This is a genomic window from Lichenicoccus sp. (assembly GCF_965276875.1).
GTDB lineage: Bacteria > Pseudomonadota > Alphaproteobacteria > Acetobacterales > Acetobacteraceae > Lichenicoccus.
Map to the genome: position 1 here is coordinate 2,284,120 of NZ_OZ255701.1, position 13,391 is coordinate 2,297,510.

Here is a 13,391-nt window from a genome sequence, read left to right on the forward strand (position 1 = left end):
GCTTGAGCGGGTTCGTCGGCGGCACCTTCCGCTCGTTCGAGGGCTTCAATTACCGCGTCTGGGCTGCCGGCTCTTTCGTCTCCAATGTCGGAACCTGGATGCAGCGGACGGCCCAGGATTGGCTCGTGCTCACCGGCCTGACGCACCATGATGCAACCGCCGTCGGCCTGGTCATGGCGCTGCAGTTCGGTCCAAGCCTGCTGTTGCTGCCCTGGACCGGCTTCGCCGCCGACCATCTCGACCGGCGCAGGCTCCTCATCGCGACCCAGGCGGCGGCCGGCGCGCTGGCGTTGGCGCTGGCGATCCTCACGCTCGCCGGCATCGTGCGGCTATGGCAGGTCTATGGCATCGCGCTGCTGCTCGGTTGCGTCACCGCGTTTGATGCACCGGCGCGGCAGACGTTCGTCGCCGAACTGGTCGGCGAGGGCGGCCTGGCAAACGCGGTGGCGCTCAATTCCACCTCGTTCAACGCCGCCCGGATGGTCGGTCCCGCAATTGCCGGCTTGCTCATTGCGGCACTGGGCTCGGGCTGGGTGTTCCTGATCAACGCCGCCTCCTTTGCCGCCGTGCTCTGCTCGCTCGGTCTGCTACGCGTGCGCCATCTGCATGCCCGGCCGCGCGCCGTGCGGACCCGGGGCAGCTTCGCCGAAGGGTTTGCCTATGTCGCGCGTCGTCCGGACCTGCGTGCAATCCTGCTCATGCTGTTCCTGATCGGGACGTTCGGCCTCAATTTCCCGATCTTTATCTCCACCATGTCGGTCACCGTCTTTCATGGAGGTGCCGGCGAGTATGGGCTGCTGAGCTCGACCATGGCGGTCGGAACCATCGCCGGCGCGCTGCTCGCGGCAAGACGCGCGCCGCTTGATTTCCGGATCCTGCTCATCGGTGCAGGATGTTTTGGTATCGGCATGACGTTGGCCGCGTTGGCGCCAAACGATTGGCTGTTCGGCGCGGCACTCGTCATCGTGGGGATTGCCGCGCTAACCTTCACCACCGCGACCAACAGCCTGGTGCAGCTCTCGACCGATCCCGCGATGCGCGGGCGTGTGATGGCAATTCGGATCGGCATCGCTCTTGGCGGCACACCGATCGGGGCGCCCCTGGTTGGCTGGGTCGCCAACAGGTTTGGCCCACGTTGGGCGCTCGGCGTAGGCGCGGTGTCGGGTTTCGCCGCGGCGCTGATTGCCGTGCATACCCTGGTGCAGGATCGCCGAGGTGAAGACACCAGGGCGCGGACGTCATAAGACTGCATACGTCTCGACGAGTCTCGCCTCGCAGGTCTCCATCAGCAGCAGCCTTGCGGTCTCTGCCGGACCTGGACGGCCGAACAGCCAGCCCTGGCCGAGGTCGCAGTTCAGCGCGCTCAGCAACGCCGCCGTTTCGGGCTCCTCGACGCCTTCGGCCACCACCGTCAGACCCAGGCTCTTGGCGAGGCCGATGACGGCGGTGACGATCTTGCGGCTCTCGGAATCCCCCGCCATGGCGGCGACGAAGCTCGCGTCGATCTTGAGCGTATCGAAGGGCAGCATCTGCAGATGGCGCAGGCTGGCATAGCCGGTGCCGAAATCATCGAGCGCCAGCCGCACACCCAATGCCTTCAACTCAAGCAGAATGGCCCGCGCCAGGTTGAGGTCGCCGACCAGGGCGCTCTCCGTGATCTCCAGTTCCAGCCGGTGGGCGGCAAGGCCGGACTGATCCAATGCCGTCTTTATCATCGCGGGAAGGGAACGGTCACGCAGCTGCAGCGCCGAGATGTTGCAGGCCAGCGAGACATCCGACGGCCAGGCCAGGGCGATGCGGCAGGCGCGTCGCAAGAGGTACTGCGTCATTGCTCCGATCAGGCCGGTTTCCTCGGCGATCGGAATGAAATCGGCGGGCGAGATCATGCCGCGCACGGGATGCGGCCAGCGGGCGAGCATCTCGAAGCCGACCAGCCTGGCATTCTCGATTTCAACAAGGGGCTGGAAATAAGGAACGATATCGTCCGCGGCGATCGCCTGGCGGAGTTCCTCCTCGAGCAGCGCGCGCAGGCGGGGTGCTGCATCCATGCCGGGCGTAAAGACGCTGAAACTGCCGCGCTGGTCGCTTTTCGCATGGTAGAGTGCGACGTCCGCGCGGTGGATGAGCACCTCCGCGGACTCACAGCCCGGCGGTGCGGACGCGATACCGATGCTGACGCCGACCCGCACGACGATCCCGCCTTCAAGTTCGAATGGCGCCTCCAGTGCGGCAATGACGCGTCCGGCCAGGGCGGACGCAGCGTCTTCACCGCGGAGGTGATCCGGTGCCGGATCGGCGGCGCCATCGTGTTCGATGACCAGGGCGAACTCGTCGCCGCCCAGGCGGGCGACCAGGTCGTCGGATCGCGCCGCCTCGCGCAGACGCGCGGCCACGAGCTGCAGCAAGCGGTCTCCGGCCGGATGGCCGTGTAGGTCGTTGATCGGCTTGAAGCGGTCGAGATCGAGCAGCAGCAGCGCCAGTCCCGTGCCGCCGCGCTGCAGTCGTGCCACGGAAAGGTCGAGTTGTTCGTATAGATGGCGTCGATTCGGCAGACCGGTCAGCGGATCGGTGCGCGCGACGGTCTCCGTGCGGGCGAGAGCGCGGCGCAGCTGGGCGTGGCCGAACGAGGCAAAGGTCGCGGCGACGAGAAGCACCGCGGCGAGCGCCAGCCCAAGCGCTTCCTCCCAGGCACGATCATTGAGGCTTGCCGCTCGCACCGCGGTCAAGATCATCAGATCCTGGCTGAACGCGTCGATTCCGGTGTCATAACTGGCTTGCAGATAATCGAATTCCGGGCCATCGAGCAGAAGCATGGCGCCTGTCTTGTCGCCCGCGGCGGCGCGTGTCATCGCCGCGCGCTCCATGGTCACCAGATCGGTGTTCGCCTCGTCCATTGTGGGGCCGAGCTCGGCAGCGACTTTTGGGGTAGCGAGCTTGACCGCTTCAGCGATCGCGGCGGTGAGACGAGGCAGTGCTGTATTGTAGCGCTCGACCCAGCGTGACTGGCCTGAAAGAGCCGCCATGCGCGCCGACATTCCGAGGGTCTCGTTGAGTGTGGCGATGGTGCCGCGCAGCTCGGCGACCCGTACTGCGCGGGTCGTCTCACGCTGGATTCGGTCGCGCAGCGTGGCCCCATTCAGGCCGAGCCAGACCAGAAAGCCGACGACGGCCAGTGCTGCCAGCGCCGAGGTGACGAGGCCCACGATCCTGGTCCGGCGGCCGCGGAGCCCTGGGGTGGCCTGAGAGAGCAATGACATCAGCGCAGAATGCGCCGAAAGCATTGACGAAACCCTAGCGACCCTCGGCGAACTCACTGACCAGCTTGGCCACTGTCTCGGGCTCGGTTTCCTCGGCGACGCGGCGCGCGAAGCGGCGGCACTCGTCGAGGCTGACCGCGCGCACCGCTTGTTTGACCCGCGGCACGGCGGTGGCGTTCATGCTGAACGAGCGCAGCCCGAGACCAAGCAGCAGCGGCAGCATCTGCGGATTGCCGGCCATCTCCCCGCATAGCGAGACCGGCCGTCGCATACGCAGCGCGGCACTGGTGACATCGGCGATCAAACGGATCACCGCCGGATGCAGCGGATCGTAGAGAGCAGAGACGTCCGCCGAGCTCCGATCGACGGCCAGGGTGTACATGGTGAGATCGTTGCTGCCGATGGCAAGGAAATCCGCCTCCAGGGCGAGCGCGTCGGCGCCGAGGGCCGCGGCCGGGGTCTCGATCATCACGCCCAATGGCGGCAGCCGGTCCGCGAGCCGAACGCCCCGCCGGCGCAGACGCTTGCCGACGCGCTCATAGATCTCGCGGGCGGCGCGCAGCTCGGCGAGCGTCGTCACCATCGGCAGCATCACCCGCGTCGGACCTGCCACCGAGGCGCGCAGGATGGCGGCGAACTGGGTCTCCAGCACCGCCGGATGGCGCAGCAGCAGACGCAGGCCGCGCAACCCGAGTGCTGGGTTGAGGTCGCCGCCGCCGGGTGCGAAGCCGGCATTGCCGAGCGCCTCGCTCTGCTTTTCGCCGCCCCAGTCGAGCACGCGGATGGTGGTGCAGTCGGCGCCCATCGCCTCGATGACGTCGCGATAGACCGCCTCCTGGGTGGTCTCGTCGGGCAGGAACTCGGCGTTGATGAACAGGAACTCGGTGCGCAGCAGGCCGATGCCGGCGGCCCCGGACTGGGCGATCAGCGGCAGCTCCGCCGGCAATTCGAGGTTGGCCTGCAGCTCGATCTTCTCGCCGCTGGAGAGCTCGGCCGGCAGCCGGCGCAGGCGCGCGAAGCGCTGCCGCTCGCGGGCGTAGGACGCAACACCGCGCCGTGCCTCGGCCAGCGTCTCGGGCGAGGGCGCGATCACCACGATGCCGGAGACGCCGTCGACGATGGCGGTGGCGCCGCCGCGTGCCGCCTCGGTGACGCCGGCGACCCCCATGACCGAAGGGATGCCGAGTGCGCGCAGCATGATCGCGGTATGGTCCGCCTCGCCGCCTTCGTCGGTGGCGACCGCCACGACGCGCGACGGGTCGATCAGGGCGGCGTCGGCGGGGCGCAGCTGCTCGGCCACCAGGACCGCTCCGGAGGGCAGACCGGTAAAGGAGCGAAACGGCGTCCGGGTCAGGTTGCGCACCAGCCTGCGGCCGATCTCGAGCACCTCATCGGCGCGCCGGCTCGCTGCCGCGGCATCTTCGGTGTCCGAACCGGCGGCCGGCCGCAGCAGCACAGCCAGGGCCTCGGCTTCCACCGCGACCGCGGCCTCGGCGTTCAGCCGATCGTCGCGGATACGCTTCTGGGCGCCGCGCAACAGGCGCGAGGGGCCGAGCATCTGCCGGTAGGCGTCGAGCAGGGGTTCGATTTCATGGCGCGTCTCCTCCGGCAGCAGCGCCAGCCTTGCGCGCAGCTTTTCCAGCTGCTTGCGAGACCGCGCGACGGCCTCGGAGAGCCGTTCGACCTCGGCCGCCTCGCCGCCCGGCTTGATCCGGCGCGCGACGACGGCGATGGGAGTCTCAGTTGCGGTTGCGGCAGTGCCAATGGCAATGCCGGGATAGACGGCGACACCGCTGAAGCGATGCTCCGTGGCCGCGCTGCCGTCGGCCGCGCCATCAAGGCTGCTCCCGGCAGCGACCACGGGTTTGCGTGCCTTGGCCGTGACGTCAGCCTTGCTCATCGAAACCTGCCTCGACGAGAGCGGCGAGGGCGTCCAGCGCCTCGCGCGCATCCCAGCCTTCGGCGATCAGCTCGATCTCCGTCCCGCGTCCGGCACCGAGCATCATCAGTCCCATGATGGAGCGGGCGGCCACGGTCTCGCCTTCCCGGGCCACCTCGACAATGGCGCCGTATTTTTCGGCGGTGGAGACGAACTTGGCCGCGGCGCGGGCGTGCAGGCCACGCTGGTTGACGATCGTCACCACGCGGCGCACGGACTCGCTGCCAGCCGACGGGTGTTCCGGCTGCGGCGTGTCGACCACCCTACCGGCCACTCACTCTACTGGCCAGTGACTTCGGCCAGGCTGCCCACGTCGGCCAAGCTGCGAAGCTGGATCTGTGGCGTGCCGTCGCAGCAGACGGCGCCTCCAAGACAGCTCGATGGCAGGTGCGAGGCGGTGGCGATATATTTTCGGCCGGCCATTTCAGCGATTGCCGCGCATTCGACCAGGGTGCGCTGCGAGCGGACCTTGGCAAGCTTGACCAACATCGGCAGGTTGACGCCGGCGATCACTTCAACGCCGCCGCGCTCCATTGCCGCAATGGCGAGGTTTGATGGCGTGCTCCCGAACATGTCGGTCAGCAACATGACGCCATCGCCGGTATCAACCCGGTCGATCTCGGCGCCGAGTGCCCGACGACAGGCGGAGATCTGATCCTCCGCACCGATGCTGAGAGCCGCCACCTGCTGTTGCGAGCCAACCACGTGCTCCATGGCCGCACGCAGGGTCTCGCCGAGTTCGCCGTGCGTGATGAGGACCATGCCTATCATGCCGAACCTCCGGCACGCGACAAATCACCATGCGTCACGATGAGCGGATACCTGACGTCATGAAGGCAATCTCGACACCGCAACTCATCTTCCCCGCTCCCCATTGCCGCCAGCGCCTTGACCAGAGCGACCGAGCTGTGACGACCGCCAAAGCAGCCGCTCGAGACGGTCGCATATGTCTTGCCTTCGGCGACGAACCTTGGAGATACCATTCGCAACAGATCATCGATCCTGTCCAGGAAGGGACGATAAGCGGGGCAGTGCGCAATATGCGCCGCCACGCGGGGTCCAATCTGGTCCGGTCACATAATATGGGCACGTAGAACGGGTTAAGGAGAAATCTTGCGTAAAGGACCATGCCGGAATCACGGGGCAGACCTGCGGTAGACGCAGAGAAGATAATCTTATCGGCCGTGGCAAAGCCGGTGGTGCGCGCGTGTTTAAAGACAAGATCCTTCAGCACGCGCAGGATCCAAATTTTTCTGCCGCGCAGAGGCCGGTGACCAGCAGAGCCTGCCTTGTGGTCATGTAAAGGCACCGGACTGCATGGAGGTGCCGCCGCGCAGGCAGTCAAGCGCGTAAGCGAGCAGCAATGGTGCGGAGGCCGGCCGCGGATCGACGACGAGCAAGGGGACGTCCGGCCCGTGCACCGCCGCTTCGGGCAGGCGCGGCGGCATCTCTGAAAGCTGGCAGGCAAGCCGAAGGCGGGCCGAGCCGCGCCAGGGTAGACGCAGGATGCCGAGGCCCCGCACCTCGATTAGCCCCTCGAGCCCGGCGGCGGCCGACACGCGGCCGTTCTCGAGATCAACTTGGTCATCGCCGACGAGCAGAAAGCCGCGATCGATCAGTCGCAGCAGAAGGTCCGACTTGCCGCAGCCGGATGGACCAAGCAGCAGCACGGCATCGTCGTCGAGAGCGGCGCAACTGGCATGGAGCTGAGTTCTCACCGCTCCAGGATACGGCAAAACGCCGCAGTTTTGCGGGTCGATATGTTGGACGTGATCTTGCCGAAAAGACTCGGCAGATGCCCCCGCTTTGAAACAAAAGATTGAAAACTGGTGAAATATGACGCAGTTGTGAGCTCGGATGCCAAAAAGGGCCATCATGCTACTGACCGAAGCGCGAGATTCCGCTGCGACACGGACCCGAACGGCCAGGGAAGTGCGCGTGCGTGCGCTCAGCGGCTTCGACCGCGGACAGGGGGGGATCGCCGAGCAGTGTCGTCTGGCACTCCGGCAGGGGGCGGAGTCTCTGGCTGCCGCGGGACTGCGCATGGAGGATGTGGTGCGCGTGACGTATCTGGTGCGCGATGCCGATGCGTTCCCGAGCTGCTTTGGCATGCTCCGTGATGCCTTCGGCGATGCGCGCCCAGGCGCCACCCTGCGGCTGGTCGGCGGCTTCGACCGCCCGGACATGCAGATCGAGATCGAACTCGTCGCGCGGCGTTTGCCCTAAAGTCGTCGCAGTCCGCTGGCGAGATAGACTGCGGCACTCAGCGTGCTGATCCAGAAGCTGACCGGCCAATCGGTCCACCAGGCGAGCGCGATGCCGAGCCATGCTTCGGAGAGCGCCAGCAGCACCGAGATGGCGAGACCCAGGCCCAGGCGCGCGGTGAGGCGCTGCGCCGAGGCGGCCGGTCCGATCATCAGCGTGAACACCAGCAGCACGCCGACGATCTGCGCGCATTCCGCCGTCGCCAGCGCGACAATCGCCAGGAATGTGACCGAGACCAGCCGCAGATCAACGCCGCGCGCCTCGGCAACCTCCGGCTGCAGGCTCGCGAACAGCAATGGCCGCGCAATCACCGAGAGGGCGGCGAGGCTGACGACGCCAAGCCCGGCCAGCGCCCATAATGTGGCAACATCGACGCCGAGGACGTTGCCGAACAGCAGCGCCGTCGCCTGGCTGGCATAGGCGGTGAAGAAATGCAGGAACAGCAGCCCGAGCCCGAGGGAAAACGACAGCACCATGCCGATCGCGACATCGCGCCCCATTGCGCGCTCGCCGAGCAGGCCCATGCCGACCCCGGCGGCGAGCGTGACCGCGACCAAGCCCCAGAGCGGCGGCGCGCCAAGCAGCACCGCGCCGGTAGCACCGGTGAAACCGACATGCGACAGCGCGTGGCCGGCGAAGCTCTGGCCGCGCAGCACCAGGAAATAGCCGACAAGGGCGCAGACCACGGCGACGATCCCGGCCGCCGCAAACGCATTGTCCATGAAGCCGTAGGCCAGCATCAGGCGCCTGCCGCCCCTCTTCCTGCCGCCCCTCTTCCCGACACGCGTTGTGTGGCACCGTGGTGGCAGTCGGTGGCGTGGCCGAGATCGTGCCCGGCGGACATCACAAAGATGCGGCCGGCGAGACGCACCACCTCGATCGGGGCGCCATACAGGCGAGACAGCACCGGCCCGGTGATCACCTCGTCGATGCTGCCGAGCCGGGCTTCGCCGTTGCCCAGATAGAGCACCTGATCGAGTGCCGGCAGCAGCGGGTTGAGTTCGTGCGCGCTGAACAGCACGGTGATGCCGAGCGCCAGCTGCACCCGGCGCACCAGCGACACCACCGCATCGGCACGGCTGGGATCGAGACTGATCAGCGGCTCGTCGAGCAGCAGCAGGCGCGGGCTGCCGAGCAGCGCCTGGGCCAGCAACAGCCTTTGCCGCTCGCCGCCGGAGAGCCGGTCGAGCGAACGGTCCGCCAGACTCTCGGCGTCCACCAGGGCCAGGACCCGGTCGACCTCGCGCTGTGCCGCGCGGCCGAACCAGGGCACGCCCCAGCGATGGCCGGCCAGGGCGCTGGCGACGAAGCCGCGGCCGGACAAGCGGACGGGGGCGGCGCTGCGCGTCTGCGGCAGGTAGCCGATGGCGGGATTGCCGCGATGCACCGGCCGGTCCAGCACCAGAATGCGGCCCTCGCGCGCCGGCAATAGGCCGAGCAGGGCCCGCATCAGCGTGGTCTTGCCGGCGCCGTTGGGGCCAAGCAGACCGACGAAGCGGCCCGTGGGGACGGCGAGATCGATCCGGTGCAGCACGTCACGTCCATTTGGGCGTCCGCCTGGGGACAGGCTCGCGCCGAGCAGGCGGAACGCGATGTCGGTCATGGCGTCGCCGACAGCGCGTCGCCGACAGCATCGAGCGTGCTCAGCATCCAGTGTTGATAATCCATGCCGCGCGGTTCGGTCTCACTGACGCCGACGACCGGGATGGCGGCGTCGCGGGCGATGGCGAGAAGGCGGCGTGACGCGCTGTCGCTGGCCTGTCTGTTATAGAGCAGCAGCCTGACCCGACGCTGGCGAAGGTCGCGCTCGAACTCTGCCACCTCTGAGGCGCCTGGTGCGACATCGTTCATCACCGCGACCTGGAATCGCGGATTGCGCATCACCAAACCGAGACGGGTGGCCATTAGGCCGAACACCGGCTCCGTAGCGGTGACCGGAGTGCCGCTATCGCGCGCGCGAATGGCCGCGATCTTTGCCGCAATCGTCCCCAGAGAGGCCAAAAAGCGGTCGCGCCCGTCATCGTGCGCGGCCTTGCCGGCGGGATCCGCGGCATCGAGGGCGGCGGTGAAGGCCACGGCAAAGGCGCGCATCGTGCGCGGGTCGTACCAGAGATGCGGATTGGCGCCGGGCCCTGCACCGACCAGCCGGGCCACGACGATATTCCGGCGTCCCGGCTTCGGGGTCGCCGCAAGCAGGCGGTCCATCCAGGGATCGTAGCCGGCGCCATTGGAGATCGTCATCGTGGCGTGCGAGAGTGCGCGCGCGACGGAGGGGCTGGCTTCGAACAGATGCGGGTCCTGATCCGGGTTGGACAGGATGCTGCGGACCGTCACCGACGCGCCGCCGATCTGGGCGGCGACGTTGCCATAGACGTTTTCCGCGGCGATGACGTGGGTCTGTGGCGAGGCCGCATGAGTGGCGCAGATGGGCGCGGTGCAGGCGGCCCCAACAAGGAGGGCGAGCCACAGGCTGGGCAGGCGCCACATCTTGATCTCCGCTCCGTCCCGGGTTTTGATATATTATACCGTTTGGCTTTGAAAGACCCCGATGAGCACAGCCTTGTTCAGTCCGAGCACCGATCGGAAGCTGCAGGCGGCGGAGTCGATCTGTGCCGCGCGGGGCACGCGCATGACCAATCTGCGCCGCCAGGTGCTGGGGCTGGTGCTGGAAACCGCGACGCCATCGAGCGCCTATGACCTGCTCGACCGGTTGCGCGTCAGCCACAAGGGTGCGGCACCCCCCACCATCTACCGTGCGCTGGATTTTCTGCTCGAACAGGGACTGGTGCACAAGGTCGAGCGGCTCTCCGCCTATATTGGCTGCGTGCACAGCCAGGACGCGGAGCATCATGCCGCGCAGTTCCTGATCTGCCGGCAGTGCGGCCGTGTGGTCGAACTCGAGGATTCCGCGATCGCCGCCGCGTGCGCCGCCGCGGCGCGGCGCTTAGGCTTTCGCACCCAGGGCAGCACGATCGAGATCGAGGGGCTTTGCGCCGCCTGTCAGGCCGCCCCCACCTTGGACGCCCCTACCTTGGACGCCCCAGTTTGACGGCCGCACGGTGCCGACGTTATGGGTCGCCGCATGGATGTGTCGAGCAGCAGTCAGCGCCTACGCGCACGCGCCGTCTGGCGTCTGGGGACGGGTTCGCCAAGTGCGTTTCGTATCGAGGACCAGGACGGCAAGCTGTTGCGCACGATCATGGGCGCCCGGCACGGCCAGGAGGCCTTGGCACTCTACTGGCGTGGCGCCGGCGCGCAGCTGCCAGGGGCTGTGACCGGCCGGGACATGGAGCTTCGACTCCGCGGCGCGCATGCCTTGGTTAAACTCCCCACACCCGAGTTGCCGTTGGATCGGGAGACCGGCGAGGAGATCGCACGACCGCGTCCATATGCGCGCCGCACCCGCGCGAAGCCCGCCTTGGATGCCGAACAAAGCGACCTGTTCACTGACACGTCTCCCGAACCCCCACCGACCCCGCCCGAGCCACCGGTGCTGGACGCGGACAGCGTCTCGCTGCAGCGCGTCGATGCGCGCACCTTGCGTCCATCCGATCGCGCCGACGGCTATCTCTATCACGTCACCAACGCCGCTGACGCCGCGGTCGCTCTGCGTGACGGCCTGGGCGTCAGCGGGTCTGATCCGTTGATCCTGACCGAGCGTCAGGGGGTCGCCTACTGGCTTTCGGTGCTGGCCGAGGATTACGACTATATCCTCGATGGGCCGGCGGACTTCGTCGTCTTGCGGCTGCGCCGGCAGCCGGTGGAAGAGCTGCTCGAAACGGACGCGCACGCATCGCGCAGCGCCGGCTGCCCGTGCTTCCTGCTCACCGGAGGGGCGGCGGCGCGGGCGGGCTGAGGCTGTCCTCGAGCAACGCCAGCATGCCCGCGGCGTCGACATCGATGCAGACCGTCTGCGCCGGATGCGGGTCCCACGCGGTGGTCGGGAACGGCGGCCGGTCGGGCTTTTGGATGGTCTGACCGGATGCCAGGCCGCCGCAGATCACCCGCACTGGCCCCTCGCGTGTGGTGAACAAAGTCGGGTCCACCACATAGGCGACGGCGAGGCAGTCATGGGCGAAAATCCCGTCCAGCTTGCGGCTGCGCTGATGAAAGCCGAGATAGTCGCGCGTAATTGCGTGCAGCAGTTTGCCGGTCTCGCCGCCCGCGGCATCCAGCCGGTCGAGCATGGCGCTGTCGAGCACCACCTCCTGTGTTACGTCGAGGCCGACGATGGTCACCGGCCAGTGCGCGGTGAACACAGCATCAGCGGCATCCGGGTCGCCCGCGATGTTGGCTTCCGCCACCGGCGAGACATTGCCGGTATGGCCGTGTGTGCCGAAAGCGCCGCCCATCACCACCACCGAATGCACCAGGCGCGCGATGTCGCGATCCTTGTCGAGCGCACGCGCCAGGTTGGTCAGGCGGCCGACCGCGATGATGGTGACCTCCCCTGGATTGGCGCGGATAAGGTCGATCATCATGCGATGGCCGCGCCGCCCGTCCAGGGGACCCGCGGGCGTTTGCGGCAGCTCGATGCCGCCTAAGGCGTTGTCTCCGTGCACGTGCCGGGCATGCGCGCCGTGCTTGCCGAGCAGGGTTACCCCGGAGCCTTGCGCTACGGGGGCGGAAAAGCCGAACCGGTCCTTGAGGAACAGCGCATTGCGCGTCACCGTCTCGATATCGGCATTCCCGAGCACGGTGGTGACGCCGATCAGCTCGAGCTCCGGTCGCGCGGTCAGCAGCGCCAGCGCGATGGCGTCATCCACACCAGGGTCGGTATCGAAGATGACCTTGCGCATGGCTGTTCCTCGTTCGTTTTTGCACGCAACACCAAACCGTGCCACGACGGCAAAGGCAACCGAGAGTCTTGATGTCACGCGTGGCCGTCCCGCCAACCCCACGCGGCTGTCACGCGTGGCCGCCCCGCCAACCCCACGCGCAGTCAGGAGGCTTTACGCCAGGTATCGCGTCCGCCGCGCTTGGAGCAGTAGAGGGCTTTATCCGCCGCACGATAGAGCGTCTCGGCAGTCCTGGCGTCGTCCGGATAGATCGCGGCGCCGATGCTGATGCTGGTCTTGATTGCAGTCTCGCCCATGGGGACCGGCGCCTTGAAGCAGTCCGCGAGCCGGGCGCAGGCACTGGCGAGTTGCGCCTCATCGGTGATGTCACCGAGCAGCAGGGCGAACTCGTCGCCACCGAGGCGTGCTGCGAAGTCGCCCTTGCGCAGCGAGGCCTGCAGACGGGCCGCGACCTCGGTCAGCAGCGCGTCCCCGACATCGTGGCCGAGCGTGTCATTGACATGTTTGAAGCGATCGAGATCGATCAGCAGCAGGGCAAAGCGCTGCGCATGCCGATGCGACCGGGCCAGCAGACGGCCGAGTTCGCGGCTGTACATGCGCCGGTTCGGCAGGTGGGTGAGGCCGTCGGAATAGGCCAGACGCTCGAGTTGAGCCTGCGCACGGGCCAGCGCGTCCAGCGTTCGCGCATGGTTCAGGCCGATGGCGCCGTAGGCCGCGATGGTGCGCAGGATCATGGTTTCGCCCTGTGCGTAGGCCCGTGGCCGTGGTGTGCGGATGCACAGCACGCCGATGAGCCGGCCGCTCGCGAGCATCGGCGCGCAAAGCTGGCTCGCGGGGCTGTCGCCGCCAGGCGCGCCACGGACCTCGCGGCGCTCGCGCGCGGCCCTGGCGATATCGGAGTTGGGGTCTTCGAGGGTGATCGCGCTTGGCTCGGCCGGCCCTGGGGGCTGGGCAACGAGCCGCCCGCTGCTTTCGTCGAGCAGGTAGACGGCGGCGAACGGAGCCTCCAGCAGGGCGCCGACATGGTGCAGAAGCACCGCAAGGACGGTGTCGCCATCGAGCGTGGCGGTAATCTCCTGGCCCGCCGTGCCGAGAGCCAAAAGGGTCTGCGTATCCCGTCTCGAGCGGGCT

The 13,391-nt window shown here is 67.7% G+C and carries 15 protein-coding genes; 4 read left to right on the forward strand and 11 right to left on the reverse strand.

From position 1 onward, the window contains the following. The first annotated feature begins 2 nt into the window (after positions 1-2). Positions 3-1,244 carry an MFS transporter gene (locus ACQY4K_RS11065; RefSeq protein ID WP_428390266.1) on the forward strand — a complete coding sequence of 414 codons (1,242 nt, stop codon included), beginning with the start codon at positions 3-5 and terminating at the stop codon, positions 1,242-1,244. Here ACQY4K_RS11065 and ACQY4K_RS11070 read toward each other — a convergent pair. From ACQY4K_RS11070 to ACQY4K_RS11095, 6 genes are all read right to left on the reverse strand, one after another. Beyond that, entirely contained in the window at positions 1,239-3,203 is a 1,965-nt protein-coding gene (locus tag ACQY4K_RS11070) for a putative bifunctional diguanylate cyclase/phosphodiesterase (protein ID WP_428390267.1), read from the reverse strand. The genes ACQY4K_RS11065 and ACQY4K_RS11070 overlap by 6 nt on opposite strands. Before the next feature lie 88 nt (positions 3,204-3,291). Continuing rightward, positions 3,292-5,157 carry a phosphoenolpyruvate--protein phosphotransferase gene (ptsP, locus tag ACQY4K_RS11075; RefSeq protein WP_428390268.1) on the reverse strand — a complete coding sequence of 622 codons (1,866 nt, stop codon included), beginning with the start codon at positions 5,155-5,157 and terminating at the stop codon, positions 3,292-3,294. Then, positions 5,144-5,458: an HPr family phosphocarrier protein gene (locus tag ACQY4K_RS11080; protein ID WP_428396074.1), complete on the reverse strand. Its 315-nt coding sequence runs from the start codon at positions 5,456-5,458 to the stop codon at positions 5,144-5,146. Before ACQY4K_RS11080 ends, ptsP begins: the two co-directional genes overlap by 14 nt. Before the next feature lie 17 nt (positions 5,459-5,475). After that, positions 5,476-5,958: a PTS sugar transporter subunit IIA gene (locus tag ACQY4K_RS11085; protein WP_428390269.1), complete on the reverse strand. Its 483-nt coding sequence runs from the start codon at positions 5,956-5,958 to the stop codon at positions 5,476-5,478. 5 nt (positions 5,959-5,963) lie between these two features. Next, positions 5,964-6,248, reverse strand: a complete 285-nt coding sequence (locus ACQY4K_RS11090) for a RapZ C-terminal domain-containing protein (protein WP_428390270.1) — start codon at positions 6,246-6,248, stop codon at positions 5,964-5,966. Between the two features lie 243 nt (positions 6,249-6,491). After that, complete coding sequence (locus ACQY4K_RS11095; RefSeq protein WP_428390271.1) at positions 6,492-6,914, reverse strand: HPr kinase/phosphorylase; 423 nt, start codon at positions 6,912-6,914, stop codon at positions 6,492-6,494. A 220-nt stretch (positions 6,915-7,134) separates the two neighbouring features. Between ACQY4K_RS11095 and ACQY4K_RS11100 the strand changes: the two genes are divergently transcribed. Continuing rightward, positions 7,135-7,422, forward strand: coding sequence for a Rid family hydrolase (locus tag ACQY4K_RS11100; protein WP_428390272.1), 288 nt, complete (start codon positions 7,135-7,137; stop codon positions 7,420-7,422). On the opposite strand, the gene ACQY4K_RS11105 is transcribed toward ACQY4K_RS11100, so the two are convergent. Genes ACQY4K_RS11105 through ACQY4K_RS11115 form a run of 3 tightly spaced genes read right to left on the reverse strand, consistent with a single transcriptional unit; the run spans position 7,419 to position 9,948 of the window. Then, positions 7,419-8,201, reverse strand: a complete 783-nt coding sequence (locus ACQY4K_RS11105) for a metal ABC transporter permease (protein ID WP_428390273.1) — start codon at positions 8,199-8,201, stop codon at positions 7,419-7,421. The two genes, ACQY4K_RS11100 and ACQY4K_RS11105, sit on opposite strands and share 4 nt — an antisense overlap. Continuing rightward, positions 8,201-9,064 carry a metal ABC transporter ATP-binding protein gene (locus tag ACQY4K_RS11110; RefSeq protein WP_428390274.1) on the reverse strand — a complete coding sequence of 288 codons (864 nt, stop codon included), beginning with the start codon at positions 9,062-9,064 and terminating at the stop codon, positions 8,201-8,203. Before ACQY4K_RS11110 ends, ACQY4K_RS11105 begins: the two co-directional genes overlap by 1 nt. Beyond that, positions 9,061-9,948, reverse strand: a complete 888-nt coding sequence (locus tag ACQY4K_RS11115) for a metal ABC transporter solute-binding protein, Zn/Mn family (protein ID WP_428390275.1) — start codon at positions 9,946-9,948, stop codon at positions 9,061-9,063. The genes ACQY4K_RS11110 and ACQY4K_RS11115 overlap by 4 nt, the downstream gene beginning before the upstream one ends. Before the next feature lie 61 nt (positions 9,949-10,009). Between ACQY4K_RS11115 and ACQY4K_RS11120 the strand changes: the two genes are divergently transcribed. Together ACQY4K_RS11120 and ACQY4K_RS11125 are read left to right on the forward strand one after the other, a co-directional pair. Next, a complete protein-coding gene (locus ACQY4K_RS11120) occupies positions 10,010-10,510 on the forward strand; it encodes a transcriptional repressor (RefSeq protein ID WP_428390276.1) in 501 nt (166 codons plus the stop codon). Positions 10,511-10,543: 33 nt separating this feature from the next. Then, positions 10,544-11,317, forward strand: coding sequence for a hypothetical protein (locus tag ACQY4K_RS11125; RefSeq protein WP_428390277.1), 774 nt, complete (start codon positions 10,544-10,546; stop codon positions 11,315-11,317). On the opposite strand, the gene ACQY4K_RS11130 is transcribed toward ACQY4K_RS11125, so the two are convergent. Beyond that, entirely contained in the window at positions 11,286-12,260 is a 975-nt protein-coding gene (locus ACQY4K_RS11130; RefSeq protein WP_428390278.1) for a nucleoside hydrolase, read from the reverse strand. The genes ACQY4K_RS11125 and ACQY4K_RS11130 overlap by 32 nt on opposite strands. Positions 12,261-12,403: 143 nt before the next feature. Beyond that, complete coding sequence (locus tag ACQY4K_RS11135; RefSeq protein WP_428390279.1) at positions 12,404-13,360, reverse strand: diguanylate cyclase domain-containing protein; 957 nt, start codon at positions 13,358-13,360, stop codon at positions 12,404-12,406. Between the last annotated feature and the right edge of the window lie 31 nt (positions 13,361-13,391).